Annotated in this window: 23 protein-coding genes; 8 read left to right on the top strand and 15 right to left on the bottom strand. The window is 43.5% G+C overall.

Annotation, left to right across the window (positions count from 1 at the left end; all coding sequences use genetic code 11):
• On the top strand, window positions 1–226 hold a 226-nt coding region (locus tag MiSe_RS16645), incomplete at its 5' end, for a hypothetical protein (protein ID WP_226582096.1).
• 104 nt (window positions 227–330) lie between these two features.
• On the opposite strand, the gene MiSe_RS16650 is transcribed toward MiSe_RS16645, so the two are convergent.
• The 5 genes from MiSe_RS16650 to ppsA form a co-directional block, all read right to left on the bottom strand.
• Window positions 331–2,091, bottom strand: a complete 1,761-nt coding sequence (locus MiSe_RS16650) for a peroxidase family protein (protein ID WP_226582099.1) — start codon at window positions 2,089–2,091, stop codon at window positions 331–333.
• Window positions 2,092–2,328: 237 nt separating this feature from the next.
• Complete coding sequence (locus MiSe_RS16655; protein ID WP_226582101.1) at window positions 2,329–2,655, bottom strand: hypothetical protein; 327 nt, start codon at window positions 2,653–2,655, stop codon at window positions 2,329–2,331.
• Window positions 2,612–3,235 carry a hypothetical protein gene (locus MiSe_RS16660; RefSeq protein ID WP_226582104.1) on the bottom strand — a complete coding sequence of 208 codons (624 nt, stop codon included), beginning with the start codon at window positions 3,233–3,235 and terminating at the stop codon, window positions 2,612–2,614. Before MiSe_RS16660 ends, MiSe_RS16655 begins: the two co-directional genes overlap by 44 nt.
• Before the next feature lie 498 nt (window positions 3,236–3,733).
• Window positions 3,734–3,922, bottom strand: a complete 189-nt coding sequence (locus MiSe_RS16665; protein WP_226582107.1) for a hypothetical protein — start codon at window positions 3,920–3,922, stop codon at window positions 3,734–3,736.
• 313 nt (window positions 3,923–4,235) lie between these two features.
• Window positions 4,236–6,713: a phosphoenolpyruvate synthase gene (gene ppsA, locus MiSe_RS16670; protein WP_226582110.1), complete on the bottom strand. Its 2,478-nt coding sequence runs from the start codon at window positions 6,711–6,713 to the stop codon at window positions 4,236–4,238.
• A gap of 278 nt (window positions 6,714–6,991) precedes the next feature.
• Here ppsA and MiSe_RS16675 point away from each other — a divergent pair, with 278 nt between their 5' ends.
• Both MiSe_RS16675 and MiSe_RS16680 read left to right on the top strand, forming a co-directional pair.
• Window positions 6,992–7,639, top strand: a complete 648-nt coding sequence (locus MiSe_RS16675) for a Uma2 family endonuclease (RefSeq protein WP_226582113.1) — start codon at window positions 6,992–6,994, stop codon at window positions 7,637–7,639.
• The gene (locus tag MiSe_RS16680) at window positions 7,636–7,998 is read left to right on the top strand and encodes a helix-turn-helix domain-containing protein (protein WP_226582116.1); all 363 of its coding nucleotides are present in this window, start codon (window positions 7,636–7,638) and stop codon (window positions 7,996–7,998) included. The genes MiSe_RS16675 and MiSe_RS16680 overlap by 4 nt, the downstream gene beginning before the upstream one ends.
• Window positions 7,999–8,141: 143 nt before the next feature.
• Here MiSe_RS16680 and MiSe_RS16685 read toward each other — a convergent pair whose 3' ends face one another.
• From MiSe_RS16685 to MiSe_RS16720, 8 genes are all read right to left on the bottom strand, one after another.
• Window positions 8,142–8,552, bottom strand: coding sequence for a type II toxin-antitoxin system VapC family toxin (locus tag MiSe_RS16685; protein WP_226582119.1), 411 nt, complete (start codon window positions 8,550–8,552; stop codon window positions 8,142–8,144).
• Window positions 8,549–8,758 carry a hypothetical protein gene (locus tag MiSe_RS16690; RefSeq protein ID WP_226582122.1) on the bottom strand — a complete coding sequence of 70 codons (210 nt, stop codon included), beginning with the start codon at window positions 8,756–8,758 and terminating at the stop codon, window positions 8,549–8,551. The genes MiSe_RS16685 and MiSe_RS16690 overlap by 4 nt, the downstream gene beginning before the upstream one ends.
• A 226-nt stretch (window positions 8,759–8,984) precedes the next feature.
• Window positions 8,985–9,200, bottom strand: coding sequence for a hypothetical protein (locus MiSe_RS16695; RefSeq protein WP_226582126.1), 216 nt, complete (start codon window positions 9,198–9,200; stop codon window positions 8,985–8,987).
• Window positions 9,201–9,230: 30 nt separating this feature from the next.
• Complete coding sequence (locus MiSe_RS16700) at window positions 9,231–10,277, bottom strand: ATP-binding protein (RefSeq protein ID WP_226582129.1); 1,047 nt, start codon at window positions 10,275–10,277, stop codon at window positions 9,231–9,233.
• Window positions 10,278–10,316: 39 nt separating this feature from the next.
• Window positions 10,317–10,718: a hypothetical protein gene (locus MiSe_RS16705; protein WP_226582132.1), complete on the bottom strand. Its 402-nt coding sequence runs from the start codon at window positions 10,716–10,718 to the stop codon at window positions 10,317–10,319.
• Window positions 10,719–10,854: 136 nt separating this feature from the next.
• Entirely contained in the window at window positions 10,855–11,352 is a 498-nt protein-coding gene (locus tag MiSe_RS16710; RefSeq protein WP_226582147.1) for a hypothetical protein, read from the bottom strand.
• A 26-nt stretch (window positions 11,353–11,378) separates the two neighbouring features.
• Complete coding sequence (locus MiSe_RS16715; protein WP_226582150.1) at window positions 11,379–11,750, bottom strand: hypothetical protein; 372 nt, start codon at window positions 11,748–11,750, stop codon at window positions 11,379–11,381.
• A gap of 37 nt (window positions 11,751–11,787) precedes the next feature.
• Window positions 11,788–12,216, bottom strand: coding sequence for a hypothetical protein (locus tag MiSe_RS16720; RefSeq protein WP_226582152.1), 429 nt, complete (start codon window positions 12,214–12,216; stop codon window positions 11,788–11,790).
• Between the two features lie 395 nt (window positions 12,217–12,611).
• Here MiSe_RS16720 and MiSe_RS16725 point away from each other — a divergent pair, with 395 nt between their 5' ends.
• From MiSe_RS16725 to MiSe_RS16735, 3 genes are all read left to right on the top strand, one after another.
• Window positions 12,612–13,124, top strand: coding sequence for a helix-turn-helix transcriptional regulator (locus MiSe_RS16725; RefSeq protein ID WP_226582155.1), 513 nt, complete (start codon window positions 12,612–12,614; stop codon window positions 13,122–13,124).
• A gap of 141 nt (window positions 13,125–13,265) precedes the next feature.
• Window positions 13,266–13,568 (top strand): DUF433 domain-containing protein, encoded by a 303-nt coding sequence (locus tag MiSe_RS16730; protein WP_226582157.1) that lies wholly within the window; start codon window positions 13,266–13,268, stop codon window positions 13,566–13,568.
• The gene (locus MiSe_RS16735) at window positions 13,565–13,933 is read left to right on the top strand and encodes a DUF5615 family PIN-like protein (protein ID WP_226582160.1); all 369 of its coding nucleotides are present in this window, start codon (window positions 13,565–13,567) and stop codon (window positions 13,931–13,933) included. The genes MiSe_RS16730 and MiSe_RS16735 overlap by 4 nt, the downstream gene beginning before the upstream one ends.
• 63 nt (window positions 13,934–13,996) lie before the next feature.
• Here MiSe_RS16735 and MiSe_RS16740 read toward each other — a convergent pair whose 3' ends face one another.
• Window positions 13,997–14,356: a DUF5615 family PIN-like protein gene (locus MiSe_RS16740; protein ID WP_226582163.1), complete on the bottom strand. Its 360-nt coding sequence runs from the start codon at window positions 14,354–14,356 to the stop codon at window positions 13,997–13,999.
• Entirely contained in the window at window positions 14,353–14,685 is a 333-nt protein-coding gene (locus MiSe_RS16745) for a DUF433 domain-containing protein (RefSeq protein WP_226582166.1), read from the bottom strand. Before MiSe_RS16745 ends, MiSe_RS16740 begins: the two co-directional genes overlap by 4 nt.
• A 286-nt stretch (window positions 14,686–14,971) precedes the next feature.
• Between MiSe_RS16745 and MiSe_RS16750 the strand changes: the two genes are divergently transcribed.
• Both MiSe_RS16750 and MiSe_RS16755 read left to right on the top strand, forming a co-directional pair.
• Complete coding sequence (locus MiSe_RS16750) at window positions 14,972–15,778, top strand: DUF4058 family protein (protein WP_226582169.1); 807 nt, start codon at window positions 14,972–14,974, stop codon at window positions 15,776–15,778.
• Window positions 15,779–15,884: 106 nt separating this feature from the next.
• Window positions 15,885–16,346 (top strand): GFA family protein, encoded by a 462-nt coding sequence (locus MiSe_RS16755; protein ID WP_226582172.1) that lies wholly within the window; start codon window positions 15,885–15,887, stop codon window positions 16,344–16,346.
• The last annotated feature ends 332 nt before the right edge of the window (window positions 16,347–16,678 follow it).

Raw genomic sequence — 16,678 nt, forward strand, 5'->3', positions numbered from 1 at the left:
GCGAGACGCCTATCCCACAAGAGTTATGGGAGAGGTCTATTATACTTGTCCAATAACTCTTGTGGGGTGGGCATCTGAGACGCCTATCCCACAAGAGTTATGGGAGAGGTCTATTATACTTGTCCAAAAACTCTTGTGGGGTGGGCAGGCGAGACGCCTATCCCACAAGAGTTATGGGAGAGGTCTATTATACTTGTCCAATAACTCTTGTGGGGTGGGCATCTGAGACGCCTATCCCACAAGAGTTATGGGAGAGGTCTATTATACTTGTCCAATAACTCTTGTGGGGTGGGCATCCTGCCTGCGCTTGAGGTTGTTTTCTAGAGAAGTCTATTTGACAGGGGTTCCCAAGCGACGCCAGGGTGCGAAACCATTTTCCACACCAACTAAAGCGGGTGCAAGTTCGGGGTGGTGACGGCGAAGGACCGTTAGGAAAGAATTATTGTCAATCCAATCTAAACCTAATTGGGTATAAATTTCTGCCCTGTAGTCCTTGGTAAAGAAGCGATCGCTTTTCAGTCGTCGGGAAGCCATCAGAATAAATACGCGAAAAGCAGTATCGCTAAAACCAAAGCCTTCTGGCAAATCTTCTGCAAACAAACCCACCATCAAATCTACACTGTCGATGTCGTTGTTATAGACTTCGCGCAGTTCTTTCGCCCACTGTGGATTGCTGGTAATTTCTGCAAAAGATTTTACCCGCCCTCGACCCATGATTTCTCGGAAACGATTGTAACGAGGAACGCCCCGTTCGCGATCGCGAATGATATCAACCGCAGCCAAATCAAAAATTTCTCCATCATCTTTGACTAATTGGCGCAGGAAATGCGGATAATTATGCAACGTCACGGCACCAGGATGAGCAATCCCAAACGAGTAGAATAAATCGGACATTTTCACTTCTTCCATGAAGCCACGAGTTTGCTTACCAAACACTTCGCGAAACTCTTTCTTCACCACGAATCGACCATCTTGGTGCGAATAAAATTCCAACTCGTCTGGAATCAGAGGATGCATCCGATACACAGAGACAAATTCCTCAGTCAGGTAGTAGGGCGCAGTATGATGATCTGTTGATGAGCCGATGATGCCACTGAGCATTTCGCTGTCACCGATGCGTCCCAGCATCTTTTTGAAATCCTGACCCAGCAGTCCCCACCAGTTGGTATTCATGGCAATCTTGGTGGCAGGATGGGGCAGGATGGCGGGCGTCCATTCTACGGTATGGATTTTAGCTAGCAAAGCAGCGTTAATCAATCGAGCATGGTCGAACAGATCGTCATCGCTCCATTCAGGGTACTCTTGCTTTAGGCGATCGCAGATAGCATTATGTTCTTTGACGAACAAAGTATGCAACATGCTTAAACCCACCCACCAAGTACCGGGAAAACCTACATCGTCAATCCCGTCTGTTGGGTGCATCGGCAAAAAGCCATCCCGATCAATAATCATTTTCCCATCTACATGGGAGCGGAGTTTGTTAATAGTCTCCTGGTTGCTACCATAAATCTGCGAAGCATCCCACCAATGGGTCACCTCATTAATAAAAGTGGGAGGGTTACTATTATCGTGGCGAGTTGGGTCTGCTAAAGTTTTTTTGACCTCCATCTTGCCATATTCTTGCCGCCAAGGGTCATCCTCTTCTACAGGGATTTCAACTTTATTATCTGGTTGGTTATTGCCATGAGTGAACCAGTCATGGGTTTGGAATTGAATCCAGGAAGCAGCATTGAGATTTAAGATAGTTGCTGGATGAAATTTATCTCGCGTCAATAACACTCGACTGACATTGCGAGGATTTGGGTTTAGGAGATTTTTTGCATCAACTTTAGCATCAGAGAGCGGCACATTGCGTCCAAATCGAGTACCCGCCATCCCCATTTCCGGATGGTCGAGGTCATTGTAACTTCCATCAGCAGTACGAACCACCAAATGGCGATCGCTAGGACTTGGAACAGGTTTAGGTAATTCATCTTTATTGGGTATTTGTGATGTATCGTGAAGGTTATTTTCCCGCAAAGCATTGCGGAACTGAAGCAGTTTAAACAGGGCAATAGGGGTAGGTAGCTTATGCCAAGGAATTCCAAACATAGCAATATTCCTGAATTACAAAAGAGCGATTGATCTTCAACTAGCTCCCACTAACTCAAAAGGTATAGCGGGAGAAGGTGAGGTGACAGTACCCTTGAGGGTACTTCTAATTTCTAACTCTGTAATTGAGATTGTGATGCCTTTACAGCCTATTGCTTGCTGAGTGAGAAAAAGTCTTAAGACTTCGTTTGTGTAGCGGCACCCTTAAGGGTGCCGCTACACAAACGAAGGTGTACCTCATACGGCGGCAATCCGCTGTAACTCTTTCTGCAAATCCTTCATAAAGGCGAGAAAGAAATCTTTGAAAACACAAGCTCGTTCTGAACTTCCCGCCCCAAAAGTAAAGAATATGTCGTGAGTTTTGGCAGCAGCTTTGCCGATTTGCATTAGCACTACTGTCTTGCCTGGAGTTGTGGGAGATGAGAGCATACCATCAAAAGTTGATGATTTGATCGCGATCCGAGGTGCTTGGGGCGTTAGGGGATGTTCTGTAAAGATTTCTTCCACAGGTTTATCGAGGTTATCTTTTAACTTTCTTAACCCCCCTGCCGTCGTTTGAACCACCTAGCCAAAGATGTCCAACATCGAGAATATGGACATCTTTGGCTAGGTGGTGTTCGCAGTAACTCATGATTTCCTGCTGCGCTTTGATGCCGCGTATATATTTCCAAGGCAAGATAGCCTCGGTAATTTTCTGGACTGTATTATTGGCTGTTTTGGTAATATGCAGGGGAATCTCTTCCCCGAAGAATCTCCGGTTAACTACTTGCACCATTGCATGGGCAAGCACCTCGTCCGCCGCATTATTTTTCAACAATTCGGCGATGGTTTTAACATCTTCTTGGCTATAACTTGTGGCAACTTTTTCCTCAAGATAAGCGCGTCTTGGCTGATAAGTAGGATTGGCAGTGGATTCAAACGGGCAAAACCACAAGTCGCGCTTATCGTCATGGAACTTCGTAGACCGAAAATAAAACTTCACCCATCCTGGTAAAGAGGCTGTATCGTATGCATGTAAGCGGTCTACATCCCCGGAAGTCTCGATTTTTTTAATCTGTTCCGGGTCGGAAACGATGATGATGTCTAACAAAAATGGGATTTTTATCCGCAGAGGATTGAAGAAAGATTTGATGGTCTTTAACATTGTTTATTCTTCCTTGATCTGGTAAAACTAGATGCATTTCTCCTCCACCATCTTCTCTACCATCTCCATGCTTAAGTTCCGCGAGCAATATTTCAGCCCTGTATGAAAGATATTTTGGGTTAGGTAGATAATGTTGATACACAAGACATCGACCTATGTCCGGAAAGTTTTTTCAATTATAACGGGCTGGCGATCGCGAATTGCTCTCAAGCTGACTCAAGCGTGGCTATCACCTTCAACTTGAACAAGATTTAGCAGCCTCTTCAATACCGAATCGGGATTTAAACCGATCGAATCTATTCCCAACTCTACCAAGAAACCTGGGAATTCCCCATAGTTGTTTTCGGCTTGATTGCAGATGGGGATGCAAAGAATTGTTAAGTTTAGTTGAGGCGATCGCACTCTCCCGCTTGCAGTAGGTAAAAAGCCCCTCTCCTTTCAAAGGAGAAGGGTTGGGGATGAGATTTCTAAGCGATCGCAAATTTAACTGTGCTGTTTTTAACTACCAACAGACCTTTGACGCAGACTGACAACAAATCCTGAGACACCGATCAGGATGGAAATTACGCCAATTACTCTACTGATTACCGGGCCACAGACAATGCAGTCTATACCGCCAGGGGTAATCATTAATCCGCCTATAATTATCAGCCAAGCCCAAGCTAGTGCGCCGATCGGATTAATCATTGTCTTTCTCCATTAATAGACGATAATATTTAGCAATTACTCTCGATCTCATTCTGAACAACACAACGCAAATCGCCCAGTCGCACGTTCGAGTGAAACTCATTTGAGTGACACGAAGATTTATGGTAATTGGTAATTGGTAATTGCTCTGATTGCTTAGGGTGCGTTAACAATTTCTGTAACGCACCATTATAGCGGATTGCGTGCTGAGTGAGGTACACCTTCGTTTGTCAAGCGCGCACCCGCGCATGGTGCGCGCTTGACAAACGAAGCGAAAGCGCTGTACCTCACGCGGCTGCAAGCCGCTGTAATCTTAGCTGATGCCTTCTACTTGGGCGACATCTAGCAGCGTTTTCAACACCGAATCCGGATTTAAGCTGATGGAATCTATTCCCAATTCAACCAAGAAGCGGGCGAATTCGGGATAGTCACTGGGTGCTTGACCGCAGATGCCGATTTTGCGATTGTTGCGTTTGGCAGATGCGATCGCCATCTTCACCATCCGCTTCACCGCTGCGTTACGTTCGTCAAAAATATGCGCCACTAAAGCCGAATCCCGATCCAATCCTAACGTTAATTGAGTCAGATCGTTAGAACCAATCGAAAAACCATCAAACACCTCGCTAAATTCATCCGCCAAAATTACATTACTCGGCAACTCGCACATTACATAAACTTGTAAGCCCTCGTTCCCAGGCTGAGCCTGCGTTATCTCGTTCCCAGGCTCAGCCTGGGAACGAGATAACCCATGTTTCGCCATTTCAGCTAACACTTTTTTCCCTTCTTCTGGCGTGCGGCAAAAAGGAATCATCGGGATAACATTAGTCAAACCCATTTCATCCCGGACTCGCTTCAAAGCTTGGCATTCCAAAGCAAACGCATCCCGATATCGCCAATCGTAATAGCGAGAAGCACCCCGCCAACTCAGCATCGGATTTTCTTCTTCCGGTTCAAACTGTTTACCGCCCAAAAGATTGGCGTATTCATTGCTCTTAAAATCGCTCATCCGCACTACTACAGGATTGGGATAAAACGCCGCAGCAATTTTACCCATACCTTGTGCTAGCTTATCTACAAAAAACTCGGATTTGTTTTTGTAGCGGGCAGTCATTTCGGCGATTTGAGCTTTGACGTCTGCATCTTTTAATTCGTCAAATTTAATCAATGCCAGCGGATGCACTTTGATATGGTTAGCGATGATAAATTCTAACCGTGCTAATCCAACCCCATCATTAGGAATTGCTGCCAAACTAAATGCTTCCTCTGGGTTACCCACATTCATCATAATTTTGGTGCGGGTGCGGGGCAGATTTTCTAAGGTCACTTCTTTGACTTCAAAAGGCAATAACCCTGCATAAACTCGTCCTTCTTCCCCTTCCGCACAGGAAACAGTTACTATTTGACTTGTTTTCAAAACATCCGTTGCATTGCCGCATCCTACTATTGCGGGAATTCCCAACTCGCGGGCAATAATTGCCGCGTGACAGGTACGTCCGCCAGCGTTAGTGACAATTGCACTCGCCTTTTTCATAATTGGTTCCCAGTCTGGGTCGGTTTTATTGGTAACCAATACTTCCCCATTTCTGAACTGGTCAATTTTATGCGGATCTAAAATAACGTGGACTTTCCCTTGACCAATTGCTTCCCCAACGCTGCGACCTTTTGCTAAAACTATGCCTTTTTCTTCCAGGTGATAGCTGCGTAAAATATTGTTCCGTTTTTGGGATTGTACTGTTTCCGGACGCGCTTGGACGATAAATAATTCCCCCGTTTCTCCATCTTTCGCCCATTCGATATCCATCGGGGTGTAAGTTCCCCGCACTTCGCTGTAGTGGTCTTCAATAATGCAAGCCCAACGTGCTAGTTGTAGAATTTCCTCATCGGTGAGGGCATATTGTTGCTGTTCGCTTAAGGTGACTCGTTCTTGTTTGGTAATTTTGCAGCCACCATCGTCGCAAATGAGTTTGAATTCTTTCGTACCCAGCCGTTTTTCTACAATTGGGCGAAATCCTTGTTTTAAAGTGGGCTTAAATACCAGATATTCATCTGGATTAACTGCCCCTTGCACTATATTTTCTCCTAAACCGTAGGCAGCGGTAATTAATGCGGCATTTTTAAAGCCAGTTTCGGTATCGATAGAAAACATTACCCCGGAAGCAGCTAAGTCAGAACGTACCATTTTTTGCACGCCGACGGAAAGCGCAACTGCAAAGTGATCGAAACCTTTCGTATGACGATAAGAAATTGCCCGATCTGTAAATAATGAAGCAAAGCATTTATGGCAAGATTCTAATACGCTTTGGACGCTTTGCACATTGAGGTAGGTTTCCTGTTGTCCGGCGAAGCTGGCGTCGGGTAAGTCTTCGGCGGTGGCGGAAGAACGGACGGCGACGTTTACATCGGTGCCGTATTGACTGCACAATTGTTCGTAGGCTTTGGCGATCGCATTCCGCAATTCCCCCGGAAACGGTGTGTGCAATAACAACGCTCTCGCCTGTTTCCCCCTCTCCCGCAAGTTGTTCACATCTTCCACATCCAAGTCTGCAAATAACCGCCGCAGCTTGTTTTCTATTCCAGCCGTCTCGATAAAATAACGATACGCATAGGCTGTAGTTGCAAACCCCATTGGGACGCTAACTCCTTTCCCAGTCAGCTGTTGAATCATTTCTCCCAACGAAGCATTCTTACCCCCCACCAAGGGAATATCGTCGATCCCGACTTCATCGAACCATAAAACGAGCGATCGCTCTCTAGATGACCCAGGAGATTTCTCTTGCGCTGCCATCACCATATATTTACCTACTACCCTTCCTATAGCCTCAGTCTAGCGACGCCAACAGGGGAATGGGTAATTTTGTTCATATTGTAATCAAATTTACAATTTCTTTGGGATCGCCTTTGAGTTGCAGTTTTTTGGTATAATAGAATACAAACTACTGTTTATAGTGGGATACGCCTTTGTCACGCAGTTGCGCGATTCTCCTGACGGAGACGCTACGCGAACGCTCTGGTGTTAGGTGTAATTTTGCTAAGATTAGCAACACGCGCTCCCGATCGGGGGATTGAAATATGACATTACCCACAATTACTGAAGATACAATTTCCCTGGCGGCGGGGGACGAACTGATTCTGCGATTCAGGACTTGGGAAGATTATGAGGCATTGCTAGCGCGTCGAGAAGATAAAGCTGGATTGAGAATTCGCTACGACGGTAAAACCCAAGAAATTAGAATTATTTCACCATTACCCAGACATGGTAAAGATGCAGATTCGCTAGCAGATTTTGTCAAAGCTTTGCTGCGACATCAAGGGAAAGATTGGGATGCATTTACCCCAATTACGCTGAAACGGATTAACCAACAGGGAATCGAACCAGATTACTGTTTTTATATTGACAATCGCGGCAGTATTTTAGGGAAAGAACGCATCGATTTAGAAACAGATCCTCCCCCAGATTTAGTTATTGAAATTGACCTGACTTGCGCCACTAAACCAGAAGATTATCAAGCAATTTCGCCTTTGGAACTCTGGATTTACCGTCAAAGTCAATTATCGATCTATCAGTTCGATTCACAGCAGTATCGAGAGTCTCAAAGGAGTCGGTGGTTTCCCAGTTACGATCTCAAAACTTTAATTCCTCAATATTGCGATCGCGGCTGGGAAATTGGCTCTAGTGTGGCGTTGCGCGAGTTTGAAGAAGTAGTGCGATCGCTATGAATCTATTTGAGATGGTAGAGATTAGAACTGAAGCGGAGAATGAAAAGGCTTTGGCGATTGTTGAGGAGTTGATGCACCTTTCTAACCGAACGCCAGAGGAAAATGAGCTTTATGAGTTACTGGTCACTTTAATTGAAAAGTTTGAGCAAGAGTTCTATCAACCAGGGAACGTTTCAAATCCCCATTCAATGTTATTGTTTTTGATGGAACAGCAGAGCGTTGAATCGAAGGATTTAGAGGAAATTTTGGGCGAAAGTGATGTTGTTAGCGAGATAGTTTCAGGGAAACGGAAGATTAGTCAGGAGGAAGCGATCGCATTGGCAGGTTTTTTTGGCGTTGATGCGAGTCTGTTTGTTTAATGGTGTGGGAAACAGGCGATCGCTTGTGGGATTGATGGATGAGAGAGCGATAATGCTACCCATCGCTGTCGCGATATGCCTCCGGCACGCTGCGCGAACGCATCTGTAGCAAGAGTGAGGGCGATGTTTTTGTAATTAAATTATTATGGTAAAGTTTGAAATCCAGCTTGACTAAAATGATTATCTAAGGTTAAAGCTGTAACAATCTCTCGTTCTTGCATAACGATAAATGATAAACAATCAGTGAGAGAGTAAGATTTATCTTTATGCTTTTGAAAATATTGCCATCCCCGATCAAATAAAGTTTGATCGATTTGGATTAATTCTATATCTGGGCTTTCCAATAAGCGATTCCCAACTTCAACTGCTTTATAATGAAGGTTTCGACTATTAAAAAAAGTGACAACTTCATCAAAAACGTATGTTGTTGTTACTAAAAAAACGTTGGAGATTGCTAAAGTAGCCCAATTTTGTAATACCCGTTGATGGGCAGAGTCATTTTGAATTTCTAGAGATAGAATATAGCTTGTATCCAAAAAGTAGATTTTTTTCATGGGTTATACAGATAATAATCGTGGTTAATTGCGCCATCTTTTACATCACATTCCACAGGATTTGAACCTAAATCCCAAATAGAAGATGTTTTCTTGATGCTGATAATAATAATTTTTCCCTCTTCTTGAATAATCTCAAACTCTTGGTTTTCTCCTAAGAGTTCTTTAGGGATTAATAAGCCTTGTTCTGTTGCTGTTAATTTCATGGTTAATTACTTCGGTTGATTTGCTGCAATCTATGGTACAAGCTTGTAGTTGAGCTTTAAATATTAAATTTAAAAGGTTTAGGGCTAAATGCTCAACTACAAACGAGTGGAGTAGAAATTACCTACTCTATTAATCTTAACTTACCTTAAGCAAAATTTACTCGTTAAAACAGCAGCAAATCCACCCCGCAACAGCAGTACCACCAGCAATACGACCAGGCGATCGCTATTGGGATTGGTGGATGGGAGGGGATGCGATCGCGCCTGTGGGGAGATGGTGAGCGAGATCTTTTGGGATTGGTGGATGGGAGGGGATGCGATCGCATTTGTGGGGAGAGTGAGTGCGAAGTCTTTTGGAATTGGTGGTATTGAGAGCGATCGCACCTGTAGCTAGAGTGAGGGCGAAGTCTTTTAGGATTGGTGGAATTGAGAGCGATCGCACCTGTGACCAGAGTAAGTGTATGTGAATAGCTTAATTTTTGTTTTCTAAATTAGGAGGTGGCGGTGGTAACTGAACATTACCTTCTACGGGAGTAAGTGTATACTCTGACTTTTTAGACGCCTTGTTTGCCTCAATGATTTCAGTCATTGCCTCAATCAAGTGAGACTGAGTAACCCGCTTTTCTTCTTTGGGTTTATCTTCTCTGGCAGCAGCAACTACAGCTTGAAAAACAGCATTTTTGATGTCCCTTCCAGAAATTTGGTCAAACTGTTTCGCCAGTTCCTCAAAGTTTACTGACCGATCTAGGGGAAGCTTACTGGGAATTTGAGCTTGCCAAATTTTGACTCGCGCTGCTTCATCCGGTAACTCAAACTCAACTTTCCATCGAATTCTACTTATAAAAGCAGGGTCATAGTTACGGATTAAGTTAGTCGCAAAAATTACAATTCCTTCGTATGAAGAAAGTTGCACGAGCATCACACTACGGGTTAAGTTAACTGCTGTGTCAGTTGACTGGGTAACGCTTTCAAGACGCTTTCCTAAGAAAGAATCTGCTTCATCGAAGAATAAAACTGCATTCTGTTTGCTAGCAAACTCAAAAGCTTTAGCAATATTTTTTGGAGTATCGCCAACATACTTAGACTCAAGTTGTTGGTAGGGTACAACTAAGATTTTCTTGTTCAGCGCATGAGCTAGCGCCTCAGCCGTAATAGTTTTACCTGTACCAGGAGGCCCAGAAAAGTTGATGGATAAAGCTTTATCTAGCTTGTGCTTCTCACTCATTCCCCACTCATTGAATATTAAATCTTGATACTGAATTTCAGCCAACATTAAATCAACCATATTTCTAGTTTTATGCGGTATCACCACATCATCTATAGTGTATTTAGCTTCTCTGAGGTATGGGCTAAAATCTATGGATGATTCTGAAGCTTTGTTGCCATTCTGTTCTTGGTTGGCTGGGCGATTTACTTCATTGTCTATCAAACTATACTCCGCATCATCTTTGCCATTGTTAGAGGTGGGGTTTTCTCCAGCAGCTTCCCGAAAAGCTGCTAATTTATCAACTCGCGGCATGATTTGTTACCTAGATTATCAACATCAACTCAACAATGATTAATCCCAATTGGTCAAAGACATGACTTCAGCTTGCGACCTGGTTTCAGGGAAATCCTTATTGTCCCCCTTAAATTTAAAGACTTGTGACGGTTTACTTTCAACATGCTGGGGATCCCAAATTTCCATAATGATTTCATCTGGGTCTTTTCCAGCGTACAAGATCGCATATAAAGTGGTTTCTAGTCCAAATTGTTCGATGAGAATAGGTGCGATCTTGCTAGGCCAGATCGCAGCTAATTTTTCCCAGATATCTAAAGAGTTTTTAGAAGGTTTATCACCCCCAAAAAGGCGAGGCATAAAATCCAAGCCTTTACCTTTTTCACGCTGAGGTGTTTCCCTTTTATCATCAGGATACCAAGCATCTAAGTTTCTGTTTCGCGGTGGCTCGCTTCGTGGCATAGCAATAACCTCTTGTAGTCAAATAAAAGTTCAATTTTGACCCATTTTATGGATTTCAATCAATCTGGATAATTAAGGCATTAAAAAACAGATTTCGTTTCATTTTGCCATAATCATCTACGCTATCAGTCATTTTTTATACAAACTTGGCAAAGGGGTTATCAGCCAAGATATCTGGCAGTTCTGGTGGTGCAATGAAATCCCTGAATAGCGGACTAAATAGTTTCTCAGCCATTTCCTTCCATCGGTCGTATTCTCGACCTGTTAACTCGTTATCAAGCACATAGATTCTTTCTAACTTAGAAGAAAGAACATTTGAGCTAATTTTTAAATCGCCTTTATCAATCTTTGGAACAGCATACCCCCTTTCAGCGTCGCCGATCTCTGTGTCGTATAGCCAGATCTTGATGTATTCAAAATTACAGTCGGGTATACGGCGACTCTGACGGAATATTTTCCTGACAATTAAATCATCAAAGAATTGTTGAACTTTTTCGCTGACAACACATTCATTATTCTTTAGTTTTTGACCTGGTAATCCCAACAGTTCGATGCTTCTTAAACTGCCCTCACGTTCAGGAGAACGAAAGCCTATTTCCAGAAAAACTCTTTCGGCATTATTTTTATTTAGCATACTTTAACCTCTGTTTTTCTAATCTTCTAGTTCCAATCTTCAATCAGCAATGTTTGAGCTTCTGACCGTTTAGGCAGTGGTGTGTTTTGAGGTGCTTGCTTCAACTTGAAAACTTGTGAGGGCTTGCTGTTAACATATCTAGGATCCCAAATTTCCATTATCGTCTCGCCTAGCACTGAGCCAGCGTAGAAGATAACATACAAAATAGATGCAAATCCAAAGGCTGCTGTTAAAACACTGGCAATTGCAGTTTCCCAAAGTTTTTGTAAGCCAGTAAATAGGGCTTTCAAAAAAGCTGTTAGCTTTTCTGCTAACCAGGTTGTTACATCACGCAACCAGTTAAAAACCTCGCTTGCTAATCTATCTAACTGGCTACCTAACCATGTAAAAAAGCCCATCTTCTTTCCTCTTTAAATCATTTAGTCTGGCTCTAGTTCACAGTTTTAGCTCAGTGACTATCGGATTTTGGACGCTAGGCAACTGAGCTTCATTTCCTGGTGGTAGTTCTCCGATTTTGAAGGGGACAGAACGACCTTGTGATAAACTCGGATCTACAAAGACAACAAATACTTCTAAACCATCCCTAAAAACAGCTACCAACCACTCTCGACGATATCCAATTTCTTGACGCAAGTAATACTCAATCTCAGACCAGTTGTTGTCTAATATTTGAGCTATACTCGCCAAACAATATTCAGTAGCTTCTGTTACATATCCCCAAATTGCTCTAGTGGCAGCAACAAGGTTTTTCCATAACTCAGCAAAGGCTCTTGAAAGAGCATCAATAATCGCAGCAACCCCATAACCCACCGCTGCACCAAGAATGAATCCGGCAGCAGCTTGCAATAAAAGATCCCAGACCATTGCTCGTTACTCCAGCGAGCGCATCAGTTAATTAGAGCGAACTATATTGGTAGATTTCCTAGTAGAAACGCACGCCAGAAAGGTGGATGTTGCTCGCTCGCGGAACGATCGCATACTGCTCATCCCGCCGCTATGCAATGTCTCGCGAATTTCTACCTTTGATCTGGCTTAAGCCCCAACTTTGATGCGAAAAGTCGGAGATTGTTGCAAATATTTACGTTGGTTTGATGCCCGTGACTCTGATTACACCCTGAGAAGCACCCATTAGCCTTACTTCTCATCAAGCTCAACCGTGTTGGTTATTACCATACTAAACTAGCTATACTTAGTAAACACCTAACTGGCACTATAATTTTAGTTAGTATTACGTTATCAATTTATCCAGACATCCTGCAATGGCTAACGACGAGATGTTTGCAGAGGCTGCACATAACTGGGATTTGGAAAGGCTATACCAAGATCTGGCAGAAGCCAAGCGGCAAGTGTCTCCTCGCGCTAGAAAGGGACTGACGGAGCGGGAAAAGCTTTATCTACGCGGGTTACTGTGCGGTTACAGTCCGGCTGAAATGGCTCGCAAGCTGATTCAGAGTCCCAAGGGTGTTGAGGTTTATGTGTGCAAAACTTTATATCAGTACTTTAAAAGAATGGTAGATATACCGAATGAAACTAAAGTAAGTAACTGGAGAAATATTAATAACTCACTAGAAGAAGCAGGATATAAAACTAAGTCGTCTACTAAATCTAAATCAAATAATTCTTTGCAGATAGAGCCATTAGTAAAGATAGTTAATATAGGTGTGGTTCAAAATAATCAAGATACAGTAACAATTGACATTAACATTCGAGTCTCGCTTCCCTCAGCTTCAGAAAACCAAGGAACAGAGGACTTAGATTCAGGGGATTCCTAATGCAGCGCGATCGCACGCACCCGAAACGCGATCGCATCCCCATCTGACATGCGATCGCAAGCCTATCTAAATTTCTAGGGCTAAGCTATCCTCAAAGTATAGAGATATAAAAGACAAGCGAATAGGAGGAAAGCGATCGCCATGCCAGCGACTGAAATTGATATCAGTACATTGATTACTCGTACACCTGGCTTGCACGGGGGTTGTCCTCATATTACAGGCAAAGGCGTTACCGTTCGACGCATCGTATTGTGGTATAAACGAGGACTCAATGCAGAGGAAATCTCTGACCGCATTGGACATTTAAACCTTGCCGAGGTTTATGCTGCACTGGCATATTACCATGCAAACAAAGAAGAGATTGAAGCTGACTTAGCTGCCCAAGCTGCTGAAGCGAAACGCCTGGAACTGTTCTACGAACAAAATACTAACAACCAAACATGAGTGCCATTCGTCTATACATCGATGAAGATTCAATGGATAAAGATTTAATCCGCGCATTGCGAGCCAGGAATGTTGATGTCATTACCGTTCTAGAAACTGAGACAGAAGGGCAACTTGATGAAGAACAACTGAATTTAGCAACATCCCAAAACCGAGTGCTATACAGTCACAACATTGCTGACTTCTGTCAGCTACATACAGAATTTATCGCTGAAGGTAAAACCCATGCAGGAATAGCCTTGTTGTCACAAGATTATTCAATCGGCGAACAATTACGCGCCATTTTAGGATTGATCGCTACTAAAACCGCCGAAGAGATGCAAAATCAATTGGAATTTCTGAGCAAGTATTTGAGAAACGGTTAGTTATTCTTGTATAAAGATCGCGATCGCATATCCTAATTGACGCGATCGCATCCCAGCAATCCCCTAATATGGAATCCAATCTATCTTATCAATCCATTCTTCAGCCTCGGTAGTCTCCCAAATCAGAAAAAGAGTTTCTGCCCAACTGCGTATTGTCCCACTTGGACGCAACCAAATCACTCCCCAACTATGTCCACCTGTTGCCCAATGGTCTTCCAAATGCCCAGGAATACTTCTGCGGTTATCTGTCACCAACAATCTTTGCGATAATTCTAGATACTGCAACAGTTCTGGATCTAATGTTCCTAGCGGTGGTGTATCTGACTCGCCCACACGCAGAATATCTATCCCTGGGTTGAGGCGTAAAACCGCAGATTGCAGCTTAGGCGATAAGTTTTCATCTATTAAAAAACGTATTTTCACGACCGATTTAGCAACTCCTGTTCTCGTTGCGCTTTTATTGCTCTCAAACGTTGTGCAAAAGGTGGCAGATTAGCTAACCATTCTTGATAGCGTTGTTCCCGCCACCTCGCCAACCGCAACATATAAGCATCCATCTCGGCACGATTGTGCAAATAATAGGTAATCGTTGCGTGAACCTTTTCCAAATTCAAGGTAGGCAACTCTTCCAGAATCTGTTCTGGCGAATATCCTTGCAGGTAATAATCAATCACATCGTCAATGCCGATGCGATGTCCTTTGATCCGGATGTCATCTGGATCTAAAAATTCAAAATAATCTTCTAGTTGCATTTCTCTACCTCTGCTGAATGTTTAATACTATCTTACCTCAAATACTTGGTAGCTATTTGCTAATTTATAGGCGCGCGATCGCTCTCATATCATGTCGGGTTGCATCGGTAGCTTCAGCCGGGGCGGGTTTAACGAAATATCTCGTGGTTCCATAGATTGGTTGGTAAAACCCGCCCCTACAACATCAAAAATTATACAATACCATTGCTACCGCACGCGATATCAATTAGTCAAAAAAACCCAGTGCTAAAATGATTGAAAAATCAATACATCTGGAGACTGCCCTATGCCCTCACCCTTTCCCGGAATGGACCCCTACTTAGAACACCCCGATTTTTGGCAGGAAACTCACCATTGGTTAATTTCCCTGATTGCGGAATCCCTAGTTCCTCAAATTCGCCCTAAATATGAGATCGCGATTGAAAAACGCATCTATGAAATTAACGATACCAACGACAATAACGGCGACTCGCTATTAGTTGGCATTCCCGATGTCGCGATTAAACGCCAACCTAATAACCCCAATGTTCCCACCAGTTCGGTTGCTACTTTAACTACAACTGTTCCTACTACTGTCAAAGTCCCAATGCCTGAAAAAATTAAACAGGCTTACCTGGAAGTGCGAGAAATGGCAACTAGACAAGTTGTGACGGCGATTGAAATCCTCTCCCCAGTTAACAAACGCAATGGAGAAGGACGAATCACTTACCTCAAAAAACGCCAGAGTATTTTAGGCAGTTTAACCCATTTGATTGAAATAGATTTGCTGCGAGGATGGCAATCTATGCCAATACTTAACAATCCCATTCAAAGCGATTATCGTGTTTTAGTCAGTCGCAGCGATCGCCGCCCCTTTGCCGAACTTTATCCTTTCAATCTGCGCGACTCTTTACCTGTATTTCTGCTTCCTTTGCGCGAGGAAGATGTAGAACCTATTGTTAATTTACCAGAGTTGCTTACAGGTATTTACGATCGCGCAGGCTACGATTATCGCATCGATTATCATCAAGAACCCGTCCCGCCTCTATCAGAACAAGATATGGTTTGGGCAAACGAACTGTTACGCGAAAAAGGTCTGCGGGATAATTGCTAATTGCTAATTGCTAATTGCTAACTGGGTGTTTATTAATGAAGGGGGCGGGGTGTGCGATCGCTCTCGACTCATGTAAAATTAATCGATACATTGTATAATCTATTGTATGAATTATCCGTATTATGGCGGATGTCAATGCGGGCGGATACGGTACGAAATACACGCTGAACCTCTGACACTTTATGTCTGCCATTGTCAAGAGTGCCAAAAGCAGTCATCTAGCGCGTTTGGGATGTCAATGCCAGTCCCGCGCGAGGCAATTAAGATCCTGCGGGGAGAACCAAAACAATGGAGTCGGAAAGGGGATAGCGATCGCGAAGTGATTTGTTTTTTCTGTGGAGACTGCGGGACGAGATTGTTTCACAACCCAGCACGTAACCCAAAAATTACCAACGTCAAACCCGGTACTCTTGATGATACCAGTTGGTTGAAACCTGTGGGAAATTTATGGACTCGCAGCGCTCAAAAATGGGTTTTTATTGATGAATGTATGTTGAACTATGACGGTCAGCCAAGCGATTTTTCCCCTCTATTTGAACAACATTCACAGCAGATTGCAAGCGAGTGAGGTACAGCCTTAAGGCTTCGTTTGTGTAGGGGCAGCGTTAACGCTGCCCCTACACAAACGAAGGTGTACCTCATGGGACTGTAATCGGTTATAATATCGTGTCCTTTAGCAAAGGTTGTGTATAGTAGGGGCGGGTTTTACGAGACATAAGGTTGTGTATAGTAGGGGCGGGTTTTACGAAACATATTTGCTACCAGCGCTAGGGTTAAATAAACCCGCCCCGGCTTAGGCTACCGATGCCACCGGACATGATATAACGCCAAAATAATCCATTTTATTTTGTGAGCAAAGGAGGCATGAGCCTCCATTCTTGCGTTCCAAGGCGGGAGCCT

Source organism: Microseira wollei NIES-4236 (assembly GCF_020521235.1).
In the GTDB taxonomy this organism is placed as follows: Bacteria; Cyanobacteriota; Cyanobacteriia; order Cyanobacteriales; family Aerosakkonemataceae; genus Microseira; species Microseira wollei.

Excerpts from the sequence above, each read along its gene's own strand:
- MiSe_RS16650 (WP_226582099.1), bottom strand. The coding sequence starts at position 2,091 with ATGTTTGGAATTCCTTGGCATAAGCTACCTACCCCTATTGCCCTGTTT.
- MiSe_RS16660 (WP_226582104.1), bottom strand. The coding sequence starts at position 3,235 with ATGTTAAAGACCATCAAATCTTTCTTCAATCCTCTGCGGATAAAAATC.
- MiSe_RS16665 (WP_226582107.1), bottom strand. The coding sequence starts at position 3,922 with ATGATTAATCCGATCGGCGCACTAGCTTGGGCTTGGCTGATAATTATA.
- ppsA (WP_226582110.1), bottom strand. The coding sequence starts at position 6,713 with ATGGTGATGGCAGCGCAAGAGAAATCTCCTGGGTCATCTAGAGAGCGA.
- MiSe_RS16675 (WP_226582113.1), top strand. The coding sequence starts at position 6,992 with ATGACATTACCCACAATTACTGAAGATACAATTTCCCTGGCGGCGGGG.
- MiSe_RS16680 (WP_226582116.1), top strand. The coding sequence starts at position 7,636 with ATGAATCTATTTGAGATGGTAGAGATTAGAACTGAAGCGGAGAATGAA.
- MiSe_RS16685 (WP_226582119.1), bottom strand. The coding sequence starts at position 8,552 with ATGAAAAAAATCTACTTTTTGGATACAAGCTATATTCTATCTCTAGAA.
- MiSe_RS16690 (WP_226582122.1), bottom strand. The coding sequence starts at position 8,758 with ATGAAATTAACAGCAACAGAACAAGGCTTATTAATCCCTAAAGAACTC.
- MiSe_RS16700 (WP_226582129.1), bottom strand. The coding sequence starts at position 10,277 with ATGCCGCGAGTTGATAAATTAGCAGCTTTTCGGGAAGCTGCTGGAGAA.
- MiSe_RS16705 (WP_226582132.1), bottom strand. The coding sequence starts at position 10,718 with ATGCCACGAAGCGAGCCACCGCGAAACAGAAACTTAGATGCTTGGTAT.
- MiSe_RS16710 (WP_226582147.1), bottom strand. The coding sequence starts at position 11,352 with ATGCTAAATAAAAATAATGCCGAAAGAGTTTTTCTGGAAATAGGCTTT.
- MiSe_RS16715 (WP_226582150.1), bottom strand. The coding sequence starts at position 11,750 with ATGGGCTTTTTTACATGGTTAGGTAGCCAGTTAGATAGATTAGCAAGC.
- MiSe_RS16720 (WP_226582152.1), bottom strand. The coding sequence starts at position 12,216 with ATGGTCTGGGATCTTTTATTGCAAGCTGCTGCCGGATTCATTCTTGGT.
- MiSe_RS16725 (WP_226582155.1), top strand. The coding sequence starts at position 12,612 with ATGGCTAACGACGAGATGTTTGCAGAGGCTGCACATAACTGGGATTTG.
- MiSe_RS16730 (WP_226582157.1), top strand. The coding sequence starts at position 13,266 with ATGCCAGCGACTGAAATTGATATCAGTACATTGATTACTCGTACACCT.
- MiSe_RS16735 (WP_226582160.1), top strand. The coding sequence starts at position 13,565 with ATGAGTGCCATTCGTCTATACATCGATGAAGATTCAATGGATAAAGAT.
- MiSe_RS16745 (WP_226582166.1), bottom strand. The coding sequence starts at position 14,685 with ATGCAACTAGAAGATTATTTTGAATTTTTAGATCCAGATGACATCCGG.
- MiSe_RS16750 (WP_226582169.1), top strand. The coding sequence starts at position 14,972 with ATGCCCTCACCCTTTCCCGGAATGGACCCCTACTTAGAACACCCCGAT.
- MiSe_RS16755 (WP_226582172.1), top strand. The coding sequence starts at position 15,885 with ATGAATTATCCGTATTATGGCGGATGTCAATGCGGGCGGATACGGTAC.